Source organism: Dactylosporangium sp. CA-152071 (genome assembly GCF_050936335.1).
Classification (GTDB): Bacteria; Actinomycetota; Actinomycetes; order Mycobacteriales; family Micromonosporaceae; genus Dactylosporangium; species Dactylosporangium maewongense.
In genome coordinates this window covers 1,690,987-1,717,854 of the sequence record NZ_JBNJMZ010000001.1, presented here as the reverse complement: position 1 = coordinate 1,717,854, position 26,868 = coordinate 1,690,987, and the positions used below count along the sequence as shown (strand labels likewise).

Sequence of the window (26,868 nt, the reverse complement as noted above, 5' to 3'; positions counted from 1 at the left end):
GCGACACGCCGTGCACAGCCACGATGTGCTCCCTCGAGCACCGTCGCGGGTCAGTAACCGAGCCGGTCGAGGATCCGGGCCGCCACCTCGAGGGTGTCCCCCTCCGGTACGGCGGAATAGCCCCCGACCGCCCTGCGCCAGGCCTCCTCGTGCGCGACGACGCGGGCCCGCAGGTCGTCGACGTCCGGCGATTCCCCCGCCGTCGCCGCCCGCGCCAACCAGGTCGCCCACAACTCCCACCGAGGCAGGTAGTAGTCCCGGATCAGCCCGGCCCAGTGGCGTCCGGAGTAGTCGTGCAGCCCGCTCGTCTGGTGGCCCCAGACGGAGACGAGGCTTCGAGCGTCCCGCTCCATGACGTCGGCCTCGGCCGGCGACCCGCCCCACGCGCGGGCGTCGGCGATCCACCGGCCGACGCGCGAGTCCGAGCGGGTGCCGGCGAGTTCGTCGAGGTCGAGCAGGTCCACCCGGAACCGGGCCAGGTGCTCGAGGATCCCGTCCCGGTCGCCCTTCGCGAAGGCCGCCATCATGCCGCGGATGTGCACCCGGCACCCCTGCGCCACCACATGACCGACCAGATCGGCGACGTCCCGCTCCAGCGGTTCCCGAGCCCCCGCGTCCGCCGCCCGCCGCAGGAGCAGCCGCGTGGCGGCGGCGATCCGCGGCAGGGCGCCGAGCACCATCGGGTCGTTCTCGGCGTCGATGTTCGCCGACTGCCGCTGCGGCTCCGCTTCCCGCGGGACGAACTCCCCGGCCAGACGCTGCGCGGCGAAGGGCGTTCCGGTCGACCACGGACGGGCGATGACCGGCGACGGGATCGACCGGGTGCGGCCCGGCCCGTAGAGCGTGTCCGCCAGCAGCCGCCAGGCCTCGACGACGTCGTCGTGCCCGGAAACGTAGCGCTGCCGCGCGAACGAGTCCAGCCACTCGTCGACCTCCGCGGTGCCCCAGGCGAGGTCGGTGGCCAGCTCGTAGAAGACGGTGTTGTTCTCGATCGCCTCCGGCGCGAGGCCGATCCCGGTGAGCCGGGCCGGCCGGGTGCGCCGCAGTTCCTCGACATCGCGGCGCAGGCCACGCAGGTCGCCGAAGAGCGCGAAGCGACCGCCGAAGTTGTGCACCGCGCACCACACCCAACGCCGCTCGAACATGCCGTTTCGGCGCCACATGGGTGCGTGCTCACCCCACAGGTCGAGCAGGACGAGCCGCTCCTCCGGCACGCCGGCGAGGTACGCGCGGACCCGCTCCGGGCGCCAGAAGTCGCGGTGGTAGTGGAACGGCCAGCCGGCGAGCACCCAGGTCGCCGCCGGGTCGTTGTCGGCCATCGCCCGGTAGACGGCCCGGCCCGCGGACTCCAGGTAGTCGGGGTCACCGGACGGCGGCACCGACTCGATGTACGGATCGACGGCGTAGTGGTGGTCGGTGCCGAACAGCTCCCGTTGGACGCTCATGAACTGCGCGGCCAGCGAGCGGTACCGCTCGCTGCCGGGGCCGAGGATCCGGGTGTGCCAGCCCTGCCACTCGAGCTCGCCGTCCGACGGGCCGGCCAGTTCCGGCGGTACATGTCCGCCGAACATCGGCAGGACCGGCGTCATGCCCAGCGAGCGCTGCCGTTCGAGGATCCGCTGCGCCAGCTCGACGTGCCGGCTGACCCAGGTCGACGGCAGCGGCCCGCCGAACGAGTTGGTGTTGCCCATCCACGTCCACGGGAAGTGCGCCGCGCTGCCGATCCACTCGTCGATCCGGGCCTGGTCGAGCCCGGCCCGCCGGAACATCTCCGCCAGCACCGCCTCGTGCCCCACCTGCATGAGCGGGTGGGTGACACCGTGCAGCGCCATCCAGTCGATCTCCCGCTCCCAGCGGTCCCAGTCCCAGAACGCCGAGGAGTAGCCGTAGGTCACCGCGTTGAGGTAGTAGCGGATCGGGAACGGGCTCGCCAGCCGGGTCCGCGGGGCCGCGGGCCATGACTCCAGCGGCGGCTGGAGCCTCGGCTGGTCCCAGGTCACCTGGCGGCCGGTGACCGCCTTCAGGTACTGGGCGAACGCGGACGCCGCGGCGACGGGGTCCGAGCCGCGCAGGGTCAGTACGCCGTCACGGCACTCGTACTCGCCGGCGGCGGCGTCAGCGCCCGCCGGAATCGTCTCGACCCGCACGTCGCCGCCGGCCACGCGGGCCGCAAGGGCTCGGACCGCATCCAACGCTCACACCTCCTCGAGGGTGCGGTTCAGCCGGGACCGCTCGGCGGCGAAGGCGACGAAGTGGCTCTCCATGCTCTCCTCCAGCGAGGTCGGGGCCGCCCCGACGTCCGCACCGGCGAGCCGTCCCCGGACCCGTCCGGTGAAGTCGCTCATCAGCCCGGCGTCCCCGCCGCCGTGTCCGGTGAAGGCCTCGATGACCTCGTCGACGATGCCGGGCGATCCGGCACCGACCTCCAGCGTCGAGTCGGGTCGTTGCCCGTCCACGTGGGGTGGCGCCTCCAGGAAGGGCGTGACCGTGATCCGCCCGGAGCGCATGTCGGCGCTGATCTGCCCGTGGCTGCCCATCATGACGAGCGTCCGGGTGTTCTCGGCGGTGAACGCGGAGACCACCAGCGACGCGGTGACGCCGTTACCGAACCGCAGTGCGGTCGTCTGGTGGTCGACGACGTCGTTGTCCATCCGGTAGACGCACCGTCCGTAGTCGGTCAGTCGCAGGGCACGCTGGCGGCCTGCCGGACTCGTGTCGTTCGTGACGACGGTGACCGGCGGGCCGTTGATGCCGGCGAGTTGCTCGACGTAGAGGCGTTCGGCGTTGTACGGGCAGGTGTCGGCGACGGCGCAGCCGTCGACGCAGCGCTCCGTCGACCCCTTCGGCGCGCGTTCGGCCCGGAAGTGACGGCGTTCGCCGAACGAGGCGACCGCGGTGATCGGCGCCCCGACCAGCCACCGGAGGATGTCGATGTCGTGGCACGCCTTGGCTAGCAGCATCGGGCTCGACCTGTCCGCGCGGTGCCAGTTGCCGCGGACGTAGCTGTGCGCGAAGTGCCAGTAGGCGATGTTCTCGATGTGGGAGATGCCCTGGAGTTCGCCGATCCGGCCTTCGTCGAGCAGGCGGCGCAGGGTGCGGAAGAACGGGGTGTAGCGGAGCACGTGGGCGACGGTGACCGTGCCGGGGCTGCCGTCGGCGGCGGCCGTCAGTCTCCGCAACTCCTCGGGCGTCGGCGCGATGGGCTTCTCGAGCAGGACGTGGTAGCCCAGTTCGAGGGCCCGCAGGGTGGGATCGACGTGATCGCGGTCCGGGGTCGCGACGATGACCGCGTCCCATGGGCCGGGTGTCGCCAGCGCCTGGCGCCAGTCGGTGTACCGCTGGGTGGCCGGAACGGCATGGGCATCGCCCACGCGGTCGCGGCGCTCCGCGTCGGGGTCGGCGACCGCGACGACCCGGCCCTCGTCCGGGTGCTCCAGGCACCACTGGGCGTACGCGTGCGCGCCGCGACCTCCCGCACCGAGCACGAGGAGTCGCACTGGACCTGTTCCCGATGACACGGGGGCCGTCACGTCGATCATCAACCTTTCTGGGTTCATCGGTCCGCTCCCGAGGTCAGGCCGGCGACGATGTAGCGCTGAGCGAGGAAGAATATGGCGATGACCGGTGCGGTCACCGCGATGGAACCGGCCAGGAGCACGGTCACCGGCACCTGCTGGTCGGTGAGCTGGGCGAGACCGAGCGGTGCCGTCCACAGCGAACGGTCCTGGACCAGGAAGAGCAACGCGTAGAAGTACTCGTTCCACGCGATCATGAAGACGTAGATGGCGGTCGCCATGACACCGGGCAGCGCGATCGGCAGGACGACCTTGCGCAGCATCGTCGGCAACGAGCACCCGTCGAGCAGGGCCGCCTCCTCGACGCTCTCCGGCAGGGCGAGGAAGTAGTTGCGCATCATGTACAGCGCGACCGGGATCGTGGCGGCGACGTAGATGATGAGCAGTCCGTACAGCGATCCGGTCAGGCCCATCCGGCTCAGGATGACGAACTCCGGCACCGCGATCACGATGCCTGGGAACAGGTACACGGCGAGGATGATCGCGCTCGTGAACCGGCGGCCCCGGTACCGCAGGCGCGCCACCGCGTACGCCCCGAAGACGCACCCGATGATCGACAGTACGACGGCGGCGACGGCGACCAGCAACGAGTTGATCACGAACCGGCCGAGCCCGAAGCCTCCCGCCGACGGGTCCTTCATGGCTGTGGTGTAGCTGGACAGGTCGATCTCGGACAGCCCGGGCACGACGTCGAGCGGGTCCAGCAGCACGGCGGAGTACGGGCGCAGTGAGAGCAGCACGCCGTAGAGCACCGGCCCGACGCTGCACATGAGCGCGACGATGATGAACGCCCACCGCAGGGCGGCGACCGGGCGGGAGGAGCGCATCGGTGAACTCACATCGTCTCCTTCCGCCTGGAGAGCAGCACGTATCCGGCGAGCAGCACGCAGAGGATCACCGACATCAACATTCCGTAGGCGGCGGCGCCACCGATGTCGGCCCGGTTGATCAGCTGGGTGTAGACCTTGATCGCCATGACCTGGGTGCCTCCCGCGCCCCCGGTCAGCAGGTAGATGTCGTTGAAGCTCTGGAACGACCAGATGAACCGCAGCAGTACCAGGAGCAGGACCACTCCCCGCAGTTGCGGAAGGACGATGTGGCGCAGGCTCTGCCAGCCGGACGCGCCGTCCAGCGCCCCCGCCTCCTCGATCGCACCGGGAACGCTCTGCAGGCGGGCGGTGACGAAGAGGAAGGCGAGCGGGAATGACTTCCAGACCTCGAAGCAGACGACGACCAGCAGGGACACCGGCACCGGCAGGCCCGCCAGGTCCATCGAGGTGGTGCTGAGAAAGCCGATCGGACTGTCCCAGCCGAGGTACTCCTGACCGAACGCGTTGACGATGCCGTACTGCGGGTTGAGCATCGTCCGCCAGATCATCGCCGAAGCGATGACCGGCAGCACGTACGGGATCAGCAGCAGTACCCGGACCAGGCCCCGGCCCCGGAAGGGGCGGCGCAGGGCAAAGGCGAGGGCGAGGCCGACGCCGACGGCCCCGATCGTGGTCAGCGCCGAGTAGGCGATGGTGGTCCACAGCGCGCCCCAGAACGCGTCCGACCCCATGGCGTCCCGGTAGTTGTCGAGGGTCCACTCGACGGAGGATGGCGACAGCCGCGGGATGTCGATCAGCCGTATGTCGGAGAACGAGAAGACCACGGACAGGACGAACGGGATCAGGATGACCAGGGTGATCAGCACCAGCGACGGGCCGGTGAGCAACTGGCCGTTGAGGTTCTCCCGCTGGGCACGGCTGAGCCGTTCCCAGCGGGAGACCCGGGTCGTCGGAGTACTCACAGTTCCGCTTGGATCTTCTTGACCCGCTCGGCCATGTCCTTGGTCACCTGCGCGGGCGGCGTGCCGTTGTAGAGACGGTCGAGGAATTCCGCGAGCGCCCCCTGCGAGGTGACCGCGCCCGCGAGGGCCGAGTCTTTCGTCCCCATGCCCCACAGGTGCACGGCGTTGATGCCGTCACGGATCGCGGTGACCATCTCCGGGCCGTACAGCTCGGTGACGGAGCTCTTCCGCTCGGGCCCGATGCCGAGGTTGGCCCACGCCTCGATGTAGGCGTTCGGCTCGCTCGACGTCCCGTTGCGCAGCGGGATCCGCCCCTCGGTCGCCGAGGCGAGCGTGTCCTTGTAGCCCTCGTCCAGCACGTACTTGATGAACGACTTCGCCTCGTTGGTGTGGGCACCCCGCGGGATGCCGTAGCCGAGCGTCGCGCCGTACTGCGCCGGGTGGTCGCGGTCCAGCACAGTGATGAAGCCGGAGTTCTTCGCGAGGAACGCCGGGTCGTCCTTGCACTGCGGGCAGGTCGCCGGGTTCGCCTTGTCCAGGCCGGCCAGCTCGTCGAGGATGTGGGTGGAGAAGAGCAGCATCGAGGACTTCCCGGCGAGGTAGGCCGCTCGCGCGCTGGTCACGTCGAAGTCTCCCTGCACGCTCGAGTCGCGCAGCACCTTGAACAGTTCGGCCGCCCGGGTGCACTCCGGCGAGTCGATCGCGACCTTGCCGTCCTTCACGAGTTCACACCCGGCGCTCTGCCAGATCGAGTAGACGGCCTCGGTGCCCGAGGGGGTGCTGGACTGCGTGCCGAGGGCGATGCCGGTCACCCCGGTCTTCTTCATCTCGGTGGCGGCCTTCGCCAGTTCCTCGAGATTGGTGGGCGCCGCGACCCCGGCGGCCTGGAACAGGTCCTTACGGTAGACCAGCAGGTGCACCCAGCCGTCGCTCGGCACCGCGCCGAGCTCGCCGTCCTGGCTGAACGACTGCAGGGCGTTCTTGTTGAACGTGCCGGCACCGAGGTCGTCGACGACCTGCTTGGCGGCCTTCGTGTCCAGCAGCCCCTGCGACCGCCAGTTGGCCGTCGTCGCGGCGCTGTGCAGCATGACGTCGGGTACCTTCCCGGACGCCGCGCCCGTCACCAGCGCCTGCCGCTGGTCGGCCTCGCTCAGCGGGACGACCTTCACGGCGATGCCGGTCTTCTCCTTGAACTTGGCCGCGATCGCCTCCTGCGCCGCGACCCGGTCCGGGGTCGTCTGCGGCGTCCAGAAGGTGATCTCGTCGGCCTTCTTCGACTCTGGATCAGCGGACCCGCCGCAGGCGGCGAGTATGGTGAGCGCGGCCGTAGCGGCAGCTGCCGCCACGGTCCAGCGCCTGATCGCGTGGGCCATGTTCGATATCTCCTCGATCTGTTCGTACTCAGTGCCGCTCGATGACGCCGCGCATGACGTTGCCGACCGAGGTCGACGGCGGCTGCGCGCCGAGCAGGGGGCTGATGGTGGCGGCCACGTCCACGAGGCCGGCGTCGCACAGCGGGGCACCAGCCCGGATCCCGGCGCCGGAGGGCACCGGCGGGACCTGCGCCTCGGCCGGCCCGCCGGGTGCGGCACGCGGGACGTCGTCACGGACCCGGCCCATCGTTCCGCCTCCCTCCATATAGCGGGATCGTGAGCGACAGTCTGCGAATCTACGAGGAAGACTGTCAACAACGAGGGCCGAAGTGCAAGAATCCAGCATGCAACGCCACCTGTCTGATGGGAACAGCGGATCCTTGGACGAACTCGACCGGCGGGTCATCGGCGCGCTGCTCGCCCATCCCCGCGCCACTCACGCGCAGATCAGCGAGGCGGTCTTCACCTCCGAGGCGACCGTCTCCCGGCGGGTTCCCCGGCTGCTGCGCAGCGGCGCGGTGCGGGTCATCGGGGTCATGGACAACGAGACGACCCGCCGGGCACGATCGCTCTTCGTCCGGCTGCGCTGCCGCCCGGACGCCGCCAACCGGTCGGCCGATCATCTGGCCCGGTGGCAGGAGAGCGGGTCGGTCAAGCTGGTCACCGGCAGCGTCGACTGCGTGGCCGAGGTGTCCTATGCCTCCAACGAGCACCTGCTCCAGGTGATGTTCGAGCAGTTGCCCGGCCTCGACGGCGTCCTCGCCGTCTGGAGCAACCAGGTGATCCGCAGGTTCTCCACGCCGCACAACTGGAACCCGAGCCTCCTGCCGGCGGACGTGGTCGACCGGCTGCGGTCGCAACGGATCGATCGGTGGGACGAGCAGGCGCCCGTCGACGCTCCGCCGCGGCTGAGCCCGCTCGACGAGATGATCATCGCCAGCCTCGCGGTGGACGGCCGCCTGGGTTGGCAGCCGCTGGCCGATCGGTGCGGCGCGACGCCGGCCACCGTCCGGCGGCGCACCGAGGCGATGATGGCGGCCGGCCTGCTGCGAATGCGGACCGTCGTCGAGCCCGGCGTTGTCGGGCTTCCGGTGAACGCGTTCATCTCACTCAACGTCAACCCGACGCAACTCGGCCAGGCGGGTGCACTGCTCGCCGCCCATCCCGCCGTGCTCATGATCGCCGCGACCACCGGCGACCGGAACCTCTGCGGCGAGGTCGCGCTGGAGAGCGACCGGGCGCTGTACGACTTTCTGTCCGCCACCATCGGTCAGCTGCCCGGCCTCCAGCACGCCGACGTGGCGATCGCGCTGCGTTCCGTCAAGCGGGCGGGGAAGGTCCTGCCGCCGATCTCGATCGACGGTGCGCTCGGGCGCGATCCGGCGGATGCGGACCTCTAGGCCGTCAGGAATGGAGCCGGTGGCATCACGCGCGTGACGGCGGGCGGAGTGCTCCGCGGGATGGCCGATAGCCAGCATGAGAGCGCTCTCGGTCGTAGGATTCTTGCGCTGCATTGCCAATCGTTGACAGTCTGCATCGCCCGTGTCGAGACTCCTGGCAATTCTCGACAGTCTCGTCACCGAGGAGAGGGCATCATGATCCACCGGACCAAACCACTGTTTGCGACCGCCGCCCTACATAGAGTTCGATCCCGGTCGCGTGCCGTCGGCCTGCTCGCGTCCAGCCTCTGCCTTGCGCTCGCCGGCAGCCTCAGCCCGTCGCCGGCCTTCGCCGCCGACCCGGCGGCCGGAGCCCACCGACCGGCGCCGTCCGACCACATCGTGCTGCTCGCGTTGGACGGCTTCGACGTCGAATACCTCGACAAAGTCCCGATGCCGAACCTCCAGCACCTGCTGACCCGGGGCACCCTCACCACCTCCACCGGCGTGATGCCCTCCATCACCAACCCGTCGTGGTCGTCCATCGCGACCGGCGCCTGGCCGGAGGCGCACCAGAACACGGCCTACTGGTACAACCCCGCGACGGGGGTGGCCGTCGGCCAGCAGCGGGACCTGGCCGTGCCGACCATCGCGCAGGCGATCCGTGCGCAGGGTGGCACGGTGCTGTCCTCGCAGTGGTTCGTCGTCCAGAACTACGGCACGGCGTTCGGCGACCCCGACGGCATTTACACCCAGCCGGGCGGGGACTGCCCCCGTCGGGTCGACGACGCCGTCGCGGTGCTCGGCGGCAAGCCGGTGAGCAGCGGCGGAAAGCTGGTCACCGCACCGAAGATTCCCGACCTGATCGCGGTCTACTGCGACGTGCTGGACGCGCTCGGGCACGCCGACGGCGACATCGCCCCCGGCATCCCGGACGCCCTGCGGCAGATCGACGCGCAGATCGGCCGGCTGGTGGATGCCGTCAAGGACGCCGACATCTACGGTCGTACGACGTTCGTCATCACCGGTGACCACGGCATGTCCACGTTCACCCAGGGCACCGACACCGCGATGCTCGCCGCCATCGCCGGCGCGGGCTACAAGGCACAGATCCTCAACGCCGGCCAGTCGCCGGCCGCTGACACGGATGCGGTGATCGTCATCGGTGGCGTCGGCAGCCTCCACCTGGTCGGGGACGCCGCCAACGACCCGGCCGCCGCCGAGCGGATCAAGGCCGCGCTCCTCACCCTCCCGCACGTGCGCGCGGTGTACGACAAGGACGCGCAGCGCGCCATGCACATGAGCCCCAAGTTCGGCGAGCTGGTCATCGAGCCGGAGTCCGGATGGTCGCTGGGCGCGACACCGGCCGGGCCGCGCGGAGTGCACGGCCTGACCGAGACGCTCTCCGTGCCACTGGTGCTCGCCGGCGCCGGCGTGCGGCCGAACACGCCGCCCCAGTCGCCCCGGCACGTCGACCTCGCCCCGACGATGGCGGCCCTGCTCGGTATCGAACCGCCGTCCGGCAGCCAGGGGCGCGTCCTGACAGAGTCGATCCGTGTCAAGTGAGCGGAAGGACCACACCGTGACGTCCCAGCCGGCCTCCCCGCACGTACAGTTCCCGGTGGATCGGCGCCGCCTGCTCACCCTCGGTGCCGGTGCGCTCGTCGGAGCGGCCACCGGCGTCATCGCGTGCGGCTCGCCGGGCACCGCGGCACCGCCGGCACCGTCGGGTTTCGCGCTCCTCGGCGACACCCAGATCGACGTCTCCCTGCCTGAGCGCACCGAGTGGGTGGGCTGGGTGTACCAGCAGATCGCCGCAGCGGACCCCCAGCTCGTCTGCCACGTCGGGGACATCGTCGAGCACGGTTCGGCGGAGGAGTACGACACGTACCTGTCGATCGTCCCGGTCGCCCTGCGGCCGCGAATCCGGTACGTGCCGGGCAACCACGACTGGCGGTGGGACAGTACCGCCGGCGAGCGCTACGGCGCGCTCTTCGGACCCCGCCGCTACTCCTTCGACTTCGCCGGAATGCACTTCGTCGCCCTGGACCCCAGCCACCTGCTGCAGGAACCGGGCGGGTTCGGCGAGTCGGGCATCAGCTGGCTCACCCGGGACCTGGACCGGGTGCGGCCGGGTGTGCCGATCATTCTGCTCTGCCACTTCCCGTTCGGCGGCGACAACTACTACGTCAGCGACCAGGAACGACTGCTGGAGCTGCTGGACCGCTACAACGTGCGGGCGATCTTCGCCGGGCACATCCACACCGAGGAGGTGCAGCGGTTCAACGGCCTGACCCAGCTGGCCGTCGACGACACCCGTGGTGCGCCGATCTACTACTGGGTGGAGCGGGTGGTCAGCACGGCGGGCCCGATGCTGACGGTGACCGCCGTGCAGCGAGGCGCCGACGGCGCCCCGGTGTCGCGGCCGGTGCTGGAGATCCCGCTCGCCGGCCCCCGCACGGCGGTCGAGGAGCGACCGCAGTCGGTGCGGCTCGCCCAGTCCGGTGCCGCGCTGGCGGTGTCGGTGCGCCTCAACCCTCATGCCCGCGCGGCCAGCGTGCAGGCACAGCTGTTTCCCCAGCACACGTACGGGCTGAAGGACGCCGGCCAGTGGCGTGACCTGCCCGGGGACGCCTCCGGCCGCGGCTATGCCGGCACCCTGGACATCGCCGCGCTGCCACCCGGCGAGCACCGGATGACGGTCCGGGTCACCAACCCGGAGGGCGCCTGGTACGAGCAGAACCGCACCTTCACCCTGCCCGACGCCGACCGGAGGCTGCGCTGGCGCGAACAGCTCGGCGCCCCGGTGCAGGCCGGGCTGGCGGCCGGCGACGGCCTGCTGGTCGCCGCGACGGTCGACGGCACCGTGATCGGGGCGCGGCCCAGCCGTGCCAAGCTGGGGCGCTGCTGGCAGACCCGGATCGGGCCGGTGCACGGCCGGCCGGCGTTCGCACCCGACGGCCGAACCGTCTACCTGCCGTCGGATGATCACCACTTGTACGCGCTCGACCCGGCCAGCGGCAGAACGCGGTTCATGTACGACGCGGGAGCCCCGGTGCTCGGCAGTCCGCTCGTGACCACGATCGGCGGCCGCGACGTGGTGATCTTCGGCGCGGGCGAGGCACGGCACGCCATCGACGCGGCGACAGGCGCCCCGGTGTGGACCGTGTCCGGACAGGGCATGTTCACGGGGCGCGCGGCGAGCGACGGCACCCGGGTGTACGCGGGTGGCGGCCTCGGCTACGCGTACGCGCACGACGCCCGCACCGGTGCGGTGCTGTGGGAGTCCTCCACCAACACCCGCACCACCGCCTACAGCCGCCTCATCTACGGCCCCTGGGCCGACACCCTGATGGTCCTGCCCAACGGCCTGGTCCTGGTGTCCACAGTGGCCAACGCGTTCGCGCTGGACCCCGCCACCGGCGAACAGCGCTGGTCGCGGGCCGGCTCGTTCATCTATGCCCCGAAGGCGCAACTCGCCGGCGGTGACCTGCTGATGTTCGACGACGGGGCGCGCACCGCCGCCCGGGTGGACCCGTCCACCGGCCAGGCGCGGTGGACCGCGGGCCTGGTCGCCCGCCCGGTCAACACCGGCGCGGCGGTGCACAACGGCGTCGCCTGGGTGCCCGGCACGACGGGACTGCTGGTCGGCGTCGACGTGGCCAACGGGGCGATCCGGGCCCGCCTGCAACTGACCACCACGGCGTACTGCTACAGCCCGCCGGTGGTGGTCGACGGAACGCTGCTCGTCGGTGACCAGGACGGCCAGTTGTACGGCGTCGCCGTGGACTGAAACGACCCGAGTGGCTCCCCGCATCCAGGCGCGGGGAGCCGCTCGCTCCGTCAGGTACCTGGAGCCGGGACAACCGCTGGCGAGGACGTGCGATGGACGATGTGGCGATCAGGGACCTGCTGGCCGGGGACGCCCCGGTGACCTGGGTGTTCGCGGGCGACAGCATCGTGCAGGCCGCCCGGTGGACGGACGGCGCGCGCGGCTACGCCGAGCTGTTCTCCGAGTGCGTCAGGTATGAACGCGGCCGGTCCCTGGACGCGGTGATCAACACCGGGGTCAGCGGTTGGCGCGCCGCCGACCTGGCCGCGAACCTGGACCGCGCCGTCCTGCGGCACGCCCCGGACGTGACGGTGATCGGGGTCGGTACGAATGACGCCAAGGGCACCCCCGTCGAGGACTTCTTCGCCGTGATGGTGCCGATCATCGACCGGCTACGGCGGGCCGGGTCCCGCGTCGCCCTGCAGACCCCGGTCCCCGGCCCGATCGAAGGCATCCCCGCCTACGCCGAGGCGATCCGGGCGCTGGCCACCGAGCAGGGCGCCGCCCTGGTCGATCACTACGCCCGCTGGAAGCCGGCCGATCCGCGGTGGTACGGGGACCCCGTCCACCCCAACGCTGAGGGCCACCGCGTGATGGCCCTCAGCCTCATCGGGGCGCTCGGTGTGCCCACCGACCGGCCGCCAGCAACGGAGTGAACCGTTGCACCCACCGGAAGATCGTGACGTGATCGGCCTCGACACCACGCTCGAGCAGCAGTTCCTCGACGTCACGATACGAGAGGTTGTACCGCAGGTACAGCCGAACAGCGACCACGATCACCTCCGGCGGAAACGGGAACCCGACGAACGCGGACCGTGGCGGCGATGACAGTCGGCGGCTCGAAAGCATCACTGCTCAACCCTGCCTCGATCATGCCGAACGACGAATGCAACAGAGCCGTCAGCTCCTTGGTCTTCACGCCGAGGGTGAGGCTGCGCAGCGCGTCGCTGTCGGCGGCGGCGCGGTCGTTGACGACGAAGAGCTTGCTGAACCCGGTGCGTAGCGCGGTGACCCGCAGGTCGATGCCGGGCAGCACGTTGGGGTAGACGGCGGAGTCGCCGTCCAGCCGCGGCGGGGGCAGCGCCTCGGGCCAGGTGAGGGTGAACTCGCGGCCGTGGTCGCGGACGCGGACGATGTCGCCGTTGCCGCCGGCGGAGAACGTGAGGTCGACCGGGCCGGCCTTGGACCGCAGCGCCCGGCGGCGAGGTCCGGCTGCAGCGTCAGGTCGACCGGGACCCAGGTCTTGCCCTGCAGCACCCGCACGGGGGCGGTGTACTGCCGCATCGTGTAGGTGCCGGACGGGTTCGCGAACTACTCGGTCGTCTCGGTGTGTCGCTCGAGGATCTCCACCGGCTTGCCGGTGTGCTTGGCCTCGGCGAACCGGGTCACGGTCGGCACCTCGGCCGCGATCGCGCCGGGCTGCTGCTGCGCCGGGTTGGCGGCGGTTGGCGGCTGCGCCGACGGCTCCTGTGCGCCGAGCTGCGACCAGTTGATCACCGCCGCCGCGGTCAGGGCCGCCGCGACGGTCAGCACCGGCCAGCGCCGGCGTAATGCTTGCGATCTCATCTGTTGCCCTCCCCGTGGGTGTTGTCGCCGTGCCCGCATACGGCGTGTGGGTCGCCCGTTCTGGGCGACCCACACGACATCGGCTGTTCACGACGTTGACACCTTTGGGCGCATTTGCGCGGGCAGGGCGGCCTCGCACCTGCGCCCCGGTGCCGTTGCGCCGCAGCTTAGATGCATGCACCTGAATATTTCAATGCCTTGTAAATCGACCGATCGACATGGATGATCCGTGCTGCGACACCTCTACTCGAGGTGTTGATCATGGCTCGTTACGGGGAGGATGCCGTGGTCTGGTCCGGGTTTCATGCTGTGCGGACGGAAGTGCCGCCGGTTCGCCACCGCCGCCGTTGGCGGCAGCGGGTGGTCTCAACACTCATCGGCGTGATCGCTGTCACGCTTGCCGCTGGTGCGGTGTCGGTGCTGCCGGCGCATGCGGCGCCGGTGGATCCGTTCGTGGCGGGGCCGAACCAGGTGGAGCGGGTCGTCCCGGCGGATAAGAGCCACAAGAACGTGGTGCAGCCGCTCGTCGACGCGGAGCAGGACATTGCGCTCAAGGCGAGTCCGCCGGTGGCGTGGCCGACGGCGGAGACCACGACGGTCGATCTGGCTGCGCGGCGTCTGGCGGCGGAGCCGCAGCGGACGAACGCGCATGTGGTGAGTCCGGCGAGGGCGGGGCCGACCCGGGCTGGTGGCAGCCCGGTGTTTGTGGGTGATGCCCGTGAGGTGCGGGAGGATCTGCGGAAGGTGCCGCTGGCGGGCCCGCAGGCAGTGCAGGTGGAAGTGTACGACCGGGCCCGCACCGCGAAGTCCCGTGTGGACGGTCTGTTGCTGCGGGTGTCGCGGCCGGACCGGGCGATGAGCAATGACGCGATCGCGGTCGAGGTTGATTACAGCGGTTTCCGGGCCGCGTACGGTGGCGCCTGGAGCTCCCGGCTGAAGCTGGTTGAGCTGCCCGAGTGCGCCGCGACGACTCCGGAGTCGAGCGCCTGCCAGGTGGGCACGAAGCTGGCCGCCACCAACGACACGACGGCGGGGCGGATCGGCGGTGACGTGACCCTCGCCGGCGGTGCGACGAAGCTCCTGGCGGTGCAGGCCGCCGCCTCGGGCAGCGCCGGCAACTTCGGCGCCACCTCGCTGTCCACGTCGTCGACGTGGAATGCGGGTGGTGCGACCGGTGACTTCACCTGGTCCTACCCATTGCGGGTGCCGCCGGCGAACGGTGGCCCGAGCCCGAGCATCAGCCTTGCCTATGCGTCCAGCGCGGTGGACGGCCGGACGAACGCGGCGAACAACCAGACGTCGTGGATCGGGATGGGGTTCGAGTTCGCGCCCGGTCAGATCGAGCGGCGGTACAAGCCGTGTGCGTCCGATGTGGAGGGCGCGGCGAACAACAAGACCCGCCCGACGGGTGACATGTGCTGGTTCTCCGACAACGCGAGCATCTCCCTCAATGGGCACTCGTCCGAGCTGGTCCGGGTCGGGACCACGAACTTCTGGAAGCTGAAGGACGACGACGGCACGATCGTCGAGCAGAAGTTCGACGGGGGCCGCAACAACGGCGACGACAACGGCGAGTACTGGATCTTCACCTCGCCGGACGGCACCCAGTACTACCTGGGCTACAACCGGCTGCCGGGCTGGAACGGCGGCGACGAGACGAAGTCGACGTTCACGCTGCCCGTGTACGGCAACCACCCTGGTGAGGCGTGTTACAACGCGTCGTTCCAGGCGTCGGCGTGCCGGCAGGGGTACAAGTGGAACGTCGACTATGTCGTGGACGTCAACGGCAACACGATGTCGTACTTCTACGACCCGGAGACGAACAACTACGCCCGCTACGGTGAGGCGAACAGCCCGGACTGGTACACCCGCGGCGGGAACCTGAAGCGCATCGAGTACGGCCAGCGCAGCAACGCCGTGTCCAGCACGCCGGCCCTCGCCCGGGTGCTGTTCGAGACCGGTGACCGGTGCCTGCCGAACACGAACTGCAACGACGCGTGGAACTGGCCCGACACGCCGATGGACCTCAACTGTGCCGCGGCGCCGTGCACGCAGACGTTCTCGCCGGCCTTCTTCACCAAGCGCCGCCTGAAGCAGGTCGACACCGAGGTCCTGAACAACAACGGCGTCGGCTACCGGCCCGTGGACCGGTACACGCTGCGGCACTCCTACGTCAGCGGCGACGCGGCGACCGGCTACGCGCTGTGGCTCGACGGGATCACCCAGACCGGTCGCGGTGCCACCCCGGAGATCGTCATGCCGGAGGTGACGTTCGACGGCACCTTCCTGCCGAACCGGGTCGATGACCTCGCCAACAACATCGCGCCGCTGAACTGGCGCCGGATCATCGGCATCACCAACGAGAACGGCGGCACCCTCGCGGTCCGCTACGCGCCGACGAACTGCTCCCGCACCAACCTCCCGGCGTCACCGGCCACCAACACCCAGCGCTGCATGCCGGTGAAGGGCAGCGACGACGCGTTCCCGAACCGCATCGACTACTTCCACAAGTACATCGTCGACCGGGTCACGCAGTCGGTGGCCGGGTACACGGTGCCGGCCGTGACGCAGGTCGTGAACGACTACGAGTACGTCGGTGACGCCGCGTGGCGGTTCGACGAGCTCGACGGGATCACCCCCGAAGAGGACAAGACGTGGGCGCAGTGGCGCGGCTACGGCACCGTCATCACCCGGACCGGTGACGGCAACGACGGCACCCGCGGCAAGACCGAGTCGCGGTTCTACCGCGGCATGCACGGCGACAAGACCGGCACCGCCGGGGTGTTCAAGACGGTCAACGTGACCGACTCCAGGGGTGGGTCGGTCCCGGACGAGGACCGGTTCAACGGTCAGACCCGGGAAGCGAGCAGCTTCCTGGACGACACGACCCGGCTGAGCACCACCATCTCGGACTTCTGGGTGTCCGCGGCGACCGCGTCGCAGACCCGGCCGTGGGGCGTCATCAACGCCACCAAGGTCGCCACCTCTGCCAGCTACTCGTACATCTACCTCAGCCCGACGAACGTCCGTGAGACCCGTGTGGTCAACACGATCGCCGCCGACGGCACGATCACCGCCGTGCACAACATGGGGGTTGTCGGTGACACCACCGATGATCAGTGCACGAAGTACACGTTCGCGTCCAGCGCCGTCGCGTTCCTGCCGAACCGGCCGGTCCGGGTGCAGCAACTGAGCGCGGCGTGCTCGGTGGCGGATCCGCCGAAGGCGGATGTGCTGTCGGACTCCCGCACGTACTACGACGGGTCCGACACGTTCGGCTATGTCGGTGCTCGCGGTCTCGCGACCCGGGTCGACGCGGTCAACGGGTTCACCGGTGCGAACGCGAGCAGCGCGACGTATCAGACGAAGTCGAAGGCGGTGTACAACGCCGACGGCAACATCACCGACACGTACGACGTCAAGCTGAACCGGACGAAGACGGCGTACACCCGTGACGGCAACGGACCGATCACCCGGATCACGACGACGGACCCGATCGGTCACATCACCTATGTCGAGTCGGATCCCGCGTGGGGCGCGCCGGTGCTCAACGGTGACTCGAGCAACGCCACGGTGTTGGGTGATGTGAAGAACGAGGTCGAGCTCGACGCCTTGGGCCGGGTGCGCAATGTGTGGGGTACGACCCGCGTCCGCGGCGTGGACACCCCGGACGCCAGCTACCAGTACCTGATCCAGCGCAATGCTCCGCCGGTCGTCGTGTCGACGACGCTGCAGTCGCCGGTCGGGGCTCTCGCGCCGCAGTACACGTCGAAGTACGAGATCTACGACGGCCTGCTCCGGCTCCGGCAGACCCAGATCGCCAGCCCGTCCGGTGGGCGGTCGGTCAACACGATCGACTACGACAGCCAGAACCGGATCGTGAAGCGCTCCGGACCGATCTACAACGACGCGCCGTCCGGCTTCAGCTACCTGCCGATGAACGAGGCATCGCTGCCCAACCAGGTCCGCACGCTGTATGACGGCGCCAGCCGGGTCACCGCCGAGATCCTGATGGGCCACAACGCGTCCGGGCTGTTCGAGAAGTGGCGCACCACGACCAGCTACAGCGGCGACCAGGTCAGCACGACCCCGCCCGCCGGGGCGGGCGCTGCCACCGTCACCTACGACGCGCAGGGCCGGGTGTCGAAGCTGTGGCAGTACAAGACGGGGGTGCCGACGCCGTCGGATCCGAACAGTTACGACGAGACGAAGTACAGCTACACCAAGGACGGGCAGCAGAGCGTCGTCGAGGACTCCGCCGGCAACAAGTGGGAGTACTTCTACGACGACCTGCACCGCACCAAGGAGACCAGGGAACCGGACCGCGGCACGTCGAAGTTCGAGTACAACCAGTACGGCGAGGTCGTCAAGACCATCGACGCCCGGAACCAGGCGCTCAGCATCACCTACGACACGGTCGGCCGCCCGGTCGAGCTGAAGGACGTGACGCTCACGCCGGAGAAGCGCCTGGCGACGTGGACGTACGACACGCTCAAGAAGGGCCTGCTGACGTCGTCGTCGCGGTGGGTCGGTTCGGATGAGTACCGTAGCTCGGTCGTTGAGTACGACCACGCGATGCGGCCCACGAAGTCCTCGATCGGCATCCCCATGATCGAGGGCGGTCTCGCCGGCACCTACCTGTACGAGCACACGTACAACTTCGACGGGTCACCGAAGACGACGACGCTCCCGGCCGCCGGTAACCTGCCGTCGGAGACGCTGACGTACGGCTACAACGCGTGGGGTCTGCCGTTCTCCCTGACCGGCGCCTCGACGTATGTGCAGGCGTCGGCGTACAACTCCTTCGCGGAGCCGTTGAGTGTGACGGTCGGCGCGACCGGCGCCGGGAACAAGTCGCTGCTGCTGCAGTTCACCTACGAGGAGGCGACCCGCCGGCTGGCGTCGTCGTCGGCCCGCCCGAACGGCGGCGCGTCGGTGTACAACGCGAAGTACACCTACGACGCGGCCGGCAACACCACGTCGGTGTCGGACCAACCGGCCCTCACCGGTCAGCCGCAGGACCATCAGTGCTTCGCATACGACTACCTGCGGCGCATGACCGAAGCATGGACACCGACCACACTGGACTGCGCCGCCGCGAACCGTACCGTCGGCAACCTCGGCGGTCCGGCGAAGTACTGGAGCAGCTACACGTTCGACAAGACCGGCAACCGTACGGCCGAAACGAAGCATGAACTGCCGGGCGAGCCGACCAAGAACTACCTCTACGGCACCGGGCACAAGCTCGGCAGCACCACCGTCGGCGGCAGCACCCTCACGTCGTACCAGTACGACGCCTCCGGGAACACCACCCACCGGGTCGTCGGCGGCAGCACCCAGGTCCTCGATTGGAACTCCGAGGGCAAGCTCGCCAAGGTCACCGAGGGCACGAAGATCACCAAGTTCCTCAACGACGCCGCCGGTCAACGGCTCATCCGCCGCGACGACACCGGCACCACGCTCTACCTTCCGGGCCAGGAGATCCACCTGAGCACCGGCGGTGCGGAGACCGGCACCCGCTACTACAGCCACGGCGGGTTGAACGTCGCGGTCCGGACCGACGACAACAAGCTCACGTATCTGGCGTCGGACCCGCACGGCACCGCGACCGTGGCGATGGACGCCTCGACAGGGACGTTCCAGAAGCGGCGGTCGACCCCGTTCGGTGAGGACCGCGGCGCGGCCGTCACCGGGTGGCCGGGTGACAAGGGCTTCATCGGTGGCACGAAGGACCAGTCGACGGGCCTGACGCACCTCGGCGCCCGCGAGTACGACCCGACGCTGGGCCGCTTCATCTCGGTCGACCCGCTCACGATCCCCGAGGACCCGCAGCGGCTCAACGGCTACGCGTACGGCAACAACGCGCCGATCGTGAACGCCGACCCGACCGGCGAGGCGTTCCCGGCCGATCCGGACGCCAGCCCTGGGCCGCCCCCGCCGACGAAGCCCGGCCTCACACCGGAGGAGGAAGCGGCCCGCGCCGAGGCCGAGGCCGTCAAGAAGAAGTCGATCATGGACATCATCCTCGAACAGGGGCTGGCGTTCCTCCTCGACTTCCTCGGCATCACCGACATCATCGACTGCATCAACACCCGCAAGGTCAGCTCGTGCGTGAACGCGCTGCTCGGCGTGTTCCCATCAGGCCGGGTCCTGAAGTCCCTCAACTCGATCCGTAAAGGCATCGAACGGGCGTTCTCCGCCTACCAGTCATGGCAAAAAGCCATGAAGATCGCCAACGACGTCATCAAACGCACCGACGACCTCATCGCCGCGGCGAAGAGGAAGGCCGACGAACTCGCCGCCAACATCGGCGCCGGCGCCAAGAAAGCCGACGACGGCCCAGGCGGACTCGCCGACGACGCGGGCAACGCGGCCGGCGGCGGGGGCAAGGGCAAGGGCGGCAATCCCAGCAAGTGTGGTGGCAAGGGCGCGCGCCACAGCTTCGATCCGGAGACGCCCGTCCAGATGGCAGACGGCTCCGTCAAACCCATCAAAGACGTCAACGCCGGCGACGAGGTCGTGGCCACGGACCCGGAAACGGGTCGGACGACGACACGCGTGGTCGAACGTCAGCACGTCAACCTGGACAGTGACCTCGTCGATGTCACGCTCGCCGGCAGCGACGGCGTCGAGACTCTGCACACAACTGAACGTCACCCGTTCTGGTCCGTGACCCGCCAGGCATGGGTCGATGCGGCAGCCCTGCAGCCGGGCGAGCAGGTCCACACGCTCGACGGCGTGACGGTGGTCGTTCTCGAGGTCCAGTTCCTCGGCGCGACGCGGGTCATGTACGACCTCACCGTTGCCGAGATCCACACGTACTACGTGCGCGCCAGCAACTCGCCGGTCCTGGTTCACAACTGTGACAACTCGGAACATGCGGACGACTGCTACTGTGATCTGGGGGACACTCCTAAGCCGCGGGTAGATCCGCTGAGTGATGACGTCTGGGGTGCTGCCGAGGAGGCGACGTCATCGAGTCGCGAAGTCCACGGGGTGTTGGCAGCCGCGGATGACGGGTACTCGATGAGTGACATCGACGAAATCATTCAGAGTCCGGACCAGATCCTGCGGCAGGTCGAAGATAATAGATTCGTCTTTATTCGAGAACTTGGCTCAGGCCAAGCGTACGCGGTCATCCGCAACCCGGAAAACACTGTAACAATCAGCAGCTTTGAATTGCCGATTACATCGGTGAACGACAGGATCCGTAAGAGAAGGTGGCGTGTCGACTGACGTCAGTGGTAAGGTAATGTGTTGCTTCTGTTATAAGATCATCCGTCTTGAAGAAGATGAAAATGCGATGCGAGTGCGACTGGCCAGACTGTCGGACCTGCGCCCCAAGCAGGAGATGTACACCCATTCGGCGTGCCTGAAAGAACGGCTTCCCGGCGGTTTCGATGTCTGGTGGGAGTAGGAGTACATCCACCGATGAATGATTGCTCCGGGGAGGCCCAGTGGCTGGGCTTCCCCGGACGTCGGGTTCCTGAGAAGGTGCTTGAGACGGGTGTCGCACGGCGTGTCCGGCTGGTTGACGGTTCTGCCGGGGACGCCCCTGTCAGGTGCGGTTCGCCGATGTCAGACGCCGCTGCAGGATGCCGCTGAACTGGCGTGACACCTGCAGCGGGGGGCGGATCTCCACCGACTGGCTTTGTTTGCATCGAGGGGTCAGGGGTTCGAGTCCCCTAAACCGGAGGTAGTGCTCCGCCGCTCGGGCGCTTCATCGCGAGCACTCAGGGTTACCTGGATGGTCAACTCGGCTTCATGACGAGGAGAACCACACCGCCGCCGACAATTGGGCTGCCTATATCATGAGGAGGTCCAGCTAGCGCGGTGTGCACGATATCGGACCAGGGCGGTGACGGCATGGACGCCTTTGGCGAATGGTTTCTGCTTGCAGAAGGTGACGTGCTCTCCTACGTCAAGGACGTGGCCGCACTGCGCTTGTTCGATGAATTCGGCATGCTGCTGTGGGACATCCCGGACGATCAGTTCCGCATCGACGTGATGCGGAATGCGGATCGCTTCGGTTGCTCCTATCGAATGTTCATCAAGCGAGCCACGCTCGAGGCGCACCAACGCGGTACGCCTTCGTAGCCGAAACTGATCAGGACGTTTGCCGCAATGCCCGCCGTCGGACACCGACGGCGGGCATTGCTACGTAGTGGTGCCAGAAGGAGAAGTGCCCACACGATGTCGATGGTCTCGAGTAACGCGTAGTCCACCGACTTGTAATCGGGAGGTTGGGGGTTCGGCCGCTTCACCAGCCCGGTCGTCGGGCAGCGCACCGACGCTGCGGTGAACGCGACCTGGAAGGGCGGCAGCATCAACGCCCCGATCGGCGGCTTCGGCGTGACCCAGGGCGCAAACCTGCCGTTCCTGGTCCGCTGGACCGGTGTGCTGAGCCTGCCGGCCGGGACGTGGAAGCTCGGCGGCCTCACCAACGGCGCGATGCGTGTCTACCTCAACGGCTCGTCCACCCCCACCTACGACGACTGGGCGGGTACCGCCAGCGCCATCAGCCCCGGCTACGGTTCCGCCACGGTCAGCGGTGCCCACACCTACCAGGTCAAGGTCGAGAGCTGGGTCGCCGGTACGGCGGGCACCGATTACACCGTGCAGTTGTGGGCGAAGAACACCGACATCACCGACCCGGGCACGACCTCCGAATGGGTGGTGTCCAGCGGGTGGCTCACGCCGACCTCGACCGGCGTGCCGCCGGGCTGGAGCCTGCTGGCCAACCCGGCCACCGCGCAATGGGTGCACGCCGACGACGAAGGCAGCCAGGTCGTGCTCCAGGGGGCCTCCGGGCAGACGGCGATGTTCACCCGCACGGCGCCGGGCTACTACCAGGCGCCGCCGGCGTGACAACCGCCTCGCCGACATCCGCGACGCGCTCGCAGACGCCGCTGTCGCCGCCGGCACCCCGGCCGGCACCGCTGTCGCCTGCCCGGCCGGCAGCACCGGACTGTCGGTGACCCCGGTCGACACGCAGATCTGCTACGACAGCACCGGGCGCGTCGCCACGGTCATCCAACCCACAGCCCGGGGAAGGACGTGGTCGCATCGCCCCACCGGCCGGCCCGCGGCGCCCCCACACCGGCCGGCCCGCGACCCCGTCGCACTGACCTCGGTGGCCCCGCAGGTGCCCCGGGCCGAAGAACGGCACCCCCTCGGCCGATCCCCGGCCCAGCCGAACGGCCGACGCGAAACATGTCCGCACCAGGCGGAAACTCGCAGGTCACCCACGGTAGGAAGGTCCGCCGAAGCGCGTGAGATCCGCGTTGCCGGATGCATTGACGTGGCCTGAGTCACGGCTCTATCGTGAACCACCAGTTCACTCAGTGATCCGATCCAACGGTTCACTGAGTGAAACACTACCGCCGGACGACGGCTCCCGAGAGGTTTCGGAGAGTGCCTGCACATGACCGCGACAAAGATCGTTCCGCCGCCGTCGGCCGAGACGGGGCGCGCCCAGCGCGGGCGGCAGCAGCTGGCGCAGGGCCGGCCCCTTCGCGGACCTAACGTGAAGAAGCACGTCATCAACACCGTCGGCTCGATCGGGGTCGTCGCGCTGCTGGCCGGGCTCTGGGAGGGGTACAAGGCGCTGGGCCAGGCGGCCGGCGACGTCATCCCCGGGACCAGGATCGGCTTCCCGGTGGCCACCGACGACCTGTCGATGCCTCACCTCTCGACGATTCTGCACTCGCTGATCGAGCCGGCCCGGCGCGGCGACTCGACGTCCCTGGCTGCGTACCTGATCGGCGAGGCCACAGTGACCCTGCGCGAGGCCCTCTACGGCCTCGTCGCCGGCTCCGTGCTCGGCCTGCTGCTCGCGATCGTGTTCCTCAACGTGGTCCCGATCAGCAAGGGCCTGATGCCGTGGCTGGTGGCCTCGCAGACGGTGCCGCTGGTGGCGATCGCTCCGATGATCGTGATCTGGGGCGGCAAGGCCGGCGCCCCGCCCTGGATCGCCGTGACCGGCATCGCCGCCTACCTGGCGTTCTTCCCGGTCACGATCAACACCCTGCGCGGCCTGAAGTCACCGCAGAAGGTGCACCTGGAGCTCATGCACAGCGTCGGTGCCAAGCGCCGCCAGGTGCTGTGGTGGCTGCGCGTACCGGCCTCGCTGCCGTTCGTGTTCGCCGGGCTCCGGCTGGCCGCGACGGCGAGCGTCGTCGGCGCGATTGTCGGCGAGCTGTCGGCCGGCACCGGTCGCGGCATCGGCCGGTCGATCCTCACCTTCGCCTACTACTACTCGAACGGCCCGGAGAAGCTCTACGCGGCCGTGCTCGTATCCGCGGTCGCCGGCATCGTCTTCGTGCAGCTGCTGGGCCTGATCGAGCGATTCGCGCTCCGGCACCGCCATGCGTGAGCAGTCCGGAAGCGCCGGAAACCCATGGCTCGGACCGCGTCAGCGGCGGACCGTCGCTCCCGCCGGGAATCCCGGCGTCCGCGGTGGCAAGACCGCACCGAACCTTCGACATGTGCCTGGAGTAGCTGATGACTGAGCCCGCCATCATCTCCGTCCGCGGAGTCAACAAAGAGTTCAACAGCGGCGGCAAGCGCTCGGTGACCGCGCTTCAGAACATCGACCTGACGATCGAGCGCGGCGAGTTCGTGTCGCTGCTCGGCCCGAGCGGCTGCGGCAAGAGCACCCTGCTGCGTGTGCTGGCCGACCTCACCGAGCCGACCAGCGGCACGGTGACGCTCAACGGCAAGACGCCCCGCGCCGCGCGGACCGACCGTGACTACGGGATGGTCTTCCAGCAGGCCGGCCTGTTCGACTGGCGCAGCGTCCAGCGCAACGTGGAGCTGCCGCTACAGGTCGCCGGGGCCGGCAAGCAGGCCCGCCGGGCGAAGGCGCAGGAGATGCTGGAGCTCGTCCGGCTCTCCGAGTTCGCCAAGCACTTCCCGTGGCAGCTCTCCGGCGGCATGCAGCAGCGGGTGGCGATCGCCCGCGCGCTCTCCGCCGACCCCGCGATCCTGTTCATGGACGAGCCGCTGGGCGCGCTGGACGAGATGAACCGGGAGCGGCTGCAGGGCGAGCTGCTGCGGATCTGGGCCGACACCCGGACCACGGTCGTGTTCGTCACGCACAGCATCTCCGAGGCGGTCTTCCTCTCCTCGCGGATCGTCGTCATGTCGGCCCGCCCGGGCCGGATCGCCGCGAGCATCGACGTGGACCTGCCGTACCCGAGGACCTCGGCCACCCGTAGCACCGAAGCGTTCTTCGCCAAGGTGACCGAGGCCCGCACGGCCCTGCACAGCGAGCTCGCCGAGCAGGCTGCCTGATGGCCGTCACCCAGGCCGTCCAGCCGTCCCGGCTGCGGGTCCAGCTCGGCCGCGTCCTGCCGGTCGTCGTCACCGCCCTGGTGATTCTCGGCGCGTGGCAGCTCGCCGTCATCGTGTTCGACGTCCCGTCGTTCATCCTCCCGACGCCGACCGCGATCCTGTCCGCGTTCGCCGGCCAGTTCGGCACGATCATGTCGGCCTCCCGGATCACCGTCGAGGCGGTCCTGCTCGGCCTGCTCATGGGCGTGGTCTGGGGCGTCGTGGTGGCGTTGGTGCTGAGCCGGTTCCCGAGCATGTCCGGGCCCGTGCTCACCGTGGCCGTCATCATCAACTGCGCCCCGATCGTGGCCCTGGCCCCGATCTTCAACAACTGGTTCGGCGTCACCAGCCTGGTCTCCAAGGCCGGCGTCGCCGCCGTGATGGTGTTCTTCCCCGTTCTGGTCAACACGACCCGGGGCCTGCTCCAGGTCTCACCCCTGCACCTGGAGCTCATGCAGTCGCTGGCGGCCAAGCCCCGGCACGTGGCGCTGATGCTGCGACTGCCCAACGCGCTGCCCTTCCTGTTCAACGCGTTGAAGCTCGGCTCCACCCTCGCCGTCATCGGCGTGATCGTGACCGAGTACTTCGGCGGCCCGAGCAACGCACTCGGCGTCTACATCGCCTCGCAGGCGTCGCTGCCCCGGTTCGACTACGCCTGGGCCGGAATCCTCGTGGCGAGCGTGCTCGGCCTGGCCATGTTCGGCGTCGTCTCGCTGCTGGAGCGCCTCCTCATGCCCTGGCACTCCTCGCTGCACGACGAGAACCCGTAGGCGCCACACCCCCTCAGAAGCCCCCACACTCTTCTCTGCTTTGGAGTCACCATGTTCCTTCGTAGACGGCCGGGCCGGTTGGCAGCCGGTCTGAGCGCCCTCACCGCCACCGCGCTGCTCGCGACCGGCTGTGGCGGCATGTCCGACAGCGGCACGCAGGCCGCGTCCGACGCCGGCAAGGACTGCCAGTCGAAGACCAAGGTCCGCGTCGTGCTCCAGTGGGTCGCCCAGGCCCAGTTCGCCGGCTACTACGCGGCGAAGGACAAGGGCTTCTACGACGCGGCGTGCCTGGACGTGACCATCCAGGAGGGCGGCGTCAACATCGTCCCCCAGCAGGTGCTCTCGTCCGGCAACGCCGAGTTCGCGGTCAGCCACGTCACCAAGACGATGGCGACCCGCGAGCAGGGCGCCGACCTCGTCAACATCGGCCAGGTCTTCCAGCGCGGCGCGTACCTGCAGGTCGCCTGGGCCGACTCGGGCATCAAGACCCTCGCCGACCTCAAGGGCAAGAAGACCGGCAGCTGGGGCTACGGCAACGAGCTGGTGCAGTACGCGGCGATGCGCGGCGCGGGCGTCGAGCCGACCAAGGACACCCAGATCATCCAGCAGCCGTTCGACATGTCGCTGCTGCTCAAGCGCGAGGTCGACAGCGCGCAGGCGAAGACGTACAACGAGTACGCCCAGCTGCTGGAGACCAAGAACCCGAAGACCGGCAAGCTGTACCAGCAGTCGGACTTCACCGCGATCAGCCTGCAGGACGCCGGCTACACCAGCCTCGAGGACGGCATCTACAGCCGCGGGGACTGGCTCAAGGACCAGGCCAACCAGGACACCGCGGTGAAGTTCCTCAAGGCGTCGTACCAGGGCTGGGCCGCCTGCCGCGACGACCTCAAGGGCTGCGTCGACATCGTGCTCAACCACGGCAGCGCGCTGGGCGCCGGTCACCAGACCTGGATGCTCACCGAGGTCAACAAGCTGGTCTGGCCGTCGCCGAACGGCATCGGGGCGATGGACCAGAAGTCGTGGGACTCCACCATCGACATCGCGATCAAGGGCGGCGTGCTCAAGAACAAGCCGGACAGCAGCGCGTTCCGCACCGACCTGTCCGACAAGGCCCGCGAGGAGCTCAAGGCGGCCGGCGCGGACGTCGTGGGCAGCTCCTACAAGCCCGAGACGCCGACGATCACCGAGGGCGGCAAGTAGCCGCGCAGGGTGCCGGACGGGGGTACGGCCTCGTCCGGCATCCT

The 26,868-nt window shown here is 69.1% G+C and carries 20 protein-coding genes and 1 pseudogene; 12 read left to right on the top strand and 9 right to left on the bottom strand.

Features of this window, described 5'->3' with window-relative positions:
• Positions 1-50: 50 nt before the first annotated feature.
• Genes ACQEVZ_RS07340 through ACQEVZ_RS07315 form a run of 6 tightly spaced genes read right to left on the bottom strand, consistent with a single transcriptional unit; the run spans position 51 to position 6,987 of the window.
• Positions 51-2,192, bottom strand: coding sequence for an alpha-N-acetylglucosaminidase TIM-barrel domain-containing protein (locus ACQEVZ_RS07340; protein WP_433363017.1), 2,142 nt, complete (start codon positions 2,190-2,192; stop codon positions 51-53).
• A gap of 3 nt (positions 2,193-2,195) precedes the next feature.
• On the bottom strand, positions 2,196-3,497 hold the full coding sequence (locus ACQEVZ_RS07335; protein ID WP_433363014.1) for a Gfo/Idh/MocA family protein: 1,302 nt from the start codon (positions 3,495-3,497) through the stop codon (positions 2,196-2,198).
• A 56-nt stretch (positions 3,498-3,553) separates the two neighbouring features.
• Entirely contained in the window at positions 3,554-4,414 is an 861-nt protein-coding gene (locus ACQEVZ_RS07330; protein WP_344513370.1) for a carbohydrate ABC transporter permease, read from the bottom strand.
• A complete protein-coding gene (locus ACQEVZ_RS07325; RefSeq protein ID WP_433363010.1) occupies positions 4,411-5,367 on the bottom strand; it encodes a carbohydrate ABC transporter permease in 957 nt (318 codons plus the stop codon). The genes ACQEVZ_RS07330 and ACQEVZ_RS07325 overlap by 4 nt, the downstream gene beginning before the upstream one ends.
• On the bottom strand, positions 5,364-6,740 hold the full coding sequence (locus tag ACQEVZ_RS07320) for an ABC transporter substrate-binding protein (RefSeq protein ID WP_433363007.1): 1,377 nt from the start codon (positions 6,738-6,740) through the stop codon (positions 5,364-5,366). The genes ACQEVZ_RS07325 and ACQEVZ_RS07320 overlap by 4 nt, the downstream gene beginning before the upstream one ends.
• Before the next feature lie 28 nt (positions 6,741-6,768).
• A complete protein-coding gene (locus tag ACQEVZ_RS07315) occupies positions 6,769-6,987 on the bottom strand; it encodes a hypothetical protein (protein WP_433363004.1) in 219 nt (72 codons plus the stop codon).
• A gap of 133 nt (positions 6,988-7,120) precedes the next feature.
• Between ACQEVZ_RS07315 and ACQEVZ_RS07310 the strand changes: the two genes are divergently transcribed.
• From ACQEVZ_RS07310 to ACQEVZ_RS07295, 4 genes are all read left to right on the top strand, one after another.
• Entirely contained in the window at positions 7,121-8,140 is a 1,020-nt protein-coding gene (locus ACQEVZ_RS07310; RefSeq protein ID WP_433363001.1) for an Lrp/AsnC family transcriptional regulator, read from the top strand.
• Between the two features lie 195 nt (positions 8,141-8,335).
• Entirely contained in the window at positions 8,336-9,685 is a 1,350-nt protein-coding gene (locus ACQEVZ_RS07305) for an alkaline phosphatase family protein (protein ID WP_433362998.1), read from the top strand.
• Positions 9,686-9,701: 16 nt separating this feature from the next.
• The gene (locus ACQEVZ_RS07300; RefSeq protein ID WP_433362995.1) at positions 9,702-11,912 is read left to right on the top strand and encodes a PQQ-binding-like beta-propeller repeat protein; all 2,211 of its coding nucleotides are present in this window, start codon (positions 9,702-9,704) and stop codon (positions 11,910-11,912) included.
• A gap of 92 nt (positions 11,913-12,004) precedes the next feature.
• On the top strand, positions 12,005-12,607 hold the full coding sequence (locus tag ACQEVZ_RS07295) for an SGNH/GDSL hydrolase family protein (protein ID WP_433362992.1): 603 nt from the start codon (positions 12,005-12,007) through the stop codon (positions 12,605-12,607).
• Here ACQEVZ_RS07295 and ACQEVZ_RS07290 read toward each other — a convergent pair.
• The 3 genes and pseudogenes from ACQEVZ_RS07290 to ACQEVZ_RS07280 form a co-directional block, all read right to left on the bottom strand.
• Positions 12,591-12,725 (bottom strand): annotated as a pseudogene (locus tag ACQEVZ_RS07290) (IS6 family transposase); the annotation flags it as partial. The gene ACQEVZ_RS07295 and the pseudogene ACQEVZ_RS07290 overlap by 17 nt on opposite strands.
• Positions 12,679-12,987, bottom strand: a complete 309-nt coding sequence (locus ACQEVZ_RS07285) for a hypothetical protein (RefSeq protein ID WP_433362989.1) — start codon at positions 12,985-12,987, stop codon at positions 12,679-12,681. The pseudogene ACQEVZ_RS07290 and the gene ACQEVZ_RS07285, both read right to left, overlap by 47 nt.
• Positions 12,988-13,262: 275 nt before the next feature.
• Positions 13,263-13,517 (bottom strand): hypothetical protein, encoded by a 255-nt coding sequence (locus ACQEVZ_RS07280; protein ID WP_433362986.1) that lies wholly within the window; start codon positions 13,515-13,517, stop codon positions 13,263-13,265.
• Positions 13,518-13,898: 381 nt separating this feature from the next.
• On the opposite strand from ACQEVZ_RS07280, the gene ACQEVZ_RS07275 reads away from it, so the two are divergent.
• From ACQEVZ_RS07275 to ACQEVZ_RS07240, 8 genes are all read left to right on the top strand, one after another.
• Positions 13,899-20,753 carry a polymorphic toxin-type HINT domain-containing protein gene (locus ACQEVZ_RS07275; protein ID WP_433362983.1) on the top strand — a complete coding sequence of 2,285 codons (6,855 nt, stop codon included), beginning with the start codon at positions 13,899-13,901 and terminating at the stop codon, positions 20,751-20,753.
• Positions 20,743-20,934 carry a hypothetical protein gene (locus ACQEVZ_RS07270; RefSeq protein ID WP_433362980.1) on the top strand — a complete coding sequence of 64 codons (192 nt, stop codon included), beginning with the start codon at positions 20,743-20,745 and terminating at the stop codon, positions 20,932-20,934. The genes ACQEVZ_RS07275 and ACQEVZ_RS07270 overlap by 11 nt, the downstream gene beginning before the upstream one ends.
• A gap of 449 nt (positions 20,935-21,383) precedes the next feature.
• Positions 21,384-21,614, top strand: a complete 231-nt coding sequence (locus ACQEVZ_RS07265) for a hypothetical protein (protein ID WP_433362977.1) — start codon at positions 21,384-21,386, stop codon at positions 21,612-21,614.
• A gap of 201 nt (positions 21,615-21,815) precedes the next feature.
• Complete coding sequence (locus ACQEVZ_RS07260; protein WP_433362974.1) at positions 21,816-22,385, top strand: hypothetical protein; 570 nt, start codon at positions 21,816-21,818, stop codon at positions 22,383-22,385.
• Positions 22,386-22,941: 556 nt separating this feature from the next.
• Positions 22,942-23,892 carry an ABC transporter permease gene (locus ACQEVZ_RS07255; RefSeq protein ID WP_433362971.1) on the top strand — a complete coding sequence of 317 codons (951 nt, stop codon included), beginning with the start codon at positions 22,942-22,944 and terminating at the stop codon, positions 23,890-23,892.
• 128 nt (positions 23,893-24,020) lie between these two features.
• Positions 24,021-24,812: an ABC transporter ATP-binding protein gene (locus ACQEVZ_RS07250; RefSeq protein ID WP_344513355.1), complete on the top strand. Its 792-nt coding sequence runs from the start codon at positions 24,021-24,023 to the stop codon at positions 24,810-24,812.
• Positions 24,812-25,621, top strand: coding sequence for an ABC transporter permease (locus ACQEVZ_RS07245; protein ID WP_433362967.1), 810 nt, complete (start codon positions 24,812-24,814; stop codon positions 25,619-25,621). Before ACQEVZ_RS07250 ends, ACQEVZ_RS07245 begins: the two co-directional genes overlap by 1 nt.
• A 51-nt stretch (positions 25,622-25,672) precedes the next feature.
• Entirely contained in the window at positions 25,673-26,824 is a 1,152-nt protein-coding gene (locus ACQEVZ_RS07240; protein ID WP_344513351.1) for an ABC transporter substrate-binding protein, read from the top strand.
• Positions 26,825-26,868 lie beyond the last annotated feature (44 nt).

Bases quoted from the DNA above. Each gene is read 5' to 3' on its own strand.
- ACQEVZ_RS07320 (WP_433363007.1), bottom strand. From the start codon at position 6,740: ATGGCCCACGCGATCAGGCGCTGGACCGTGGCGGCAGCTGCCGCTACG.
- ACQEVZ_RS07315 (WP_433363004.1), bottom strand. From the start codon at position 6,987: ATGGGCCGGGTCCGTGACGACGTCCCGCGTGCCGCACCCGGCGGGCCG.
- ACQEVZ_RS07305 (WP_433362998.1), top strand. From the start codon at position 8,336: ATGATCCACCGGACCAAACCACTGTTTGCGACCGCCGCCCTACATAGA.
- ACQEVZ_RS07295 (WP_433362992.1), top strand. From the start codon at position 12,005: ATGGACGATGTGGCGATCAGGGACCTGCTGGCCGGGGACGCCCCGGTG.
- ACQEVZ_RS07280 (WP_433362986.1), bottom strand. From the start codon at position 13,517: ATGAGATCGCAAGCATTACGCCGGCGCTGGCCGGTGCTGACCGTCGCG.
- ACQEVZ_RS07265 (WP_433362977.1), top strand. From the start codon at position 21,384: ATGGACGCCTTTGGCGAATGGTTTCTGCTTGCAGAAGGTGACGTGCTC.
- ACQEVZ_RS07255 (WP_433362971.1), top strand. From the start codon at position 22,942: ATGACCGCGACAAAGATCGTTCCGCCGCCGTCGGCCGAGACGGGGCGC.
- ACQEVZ_RS07250 (WP_344513355.1), top strand. From the start codon at position 24,021: ATGACTGAGCCCGCCATCATCTCCGTCCGCGGAGTCAACAAAGAGTTC.
- ACQEVZ_RS07245 (WP_433362967.1), top strand. From the start codon at position 24,812: ATGGCCGTCACCCAGGCCGTCCAGCCGTCCCGGCTGCGGGTCCAGCTC.
- ACQEVZ_RS07240 (WP_344513351.1), top strand. From the start codon at position 25,673: ATGTTCCTTCGTAGACGGCCGGGCCGGTTGGCAGCCGGTCTGAGCGCC.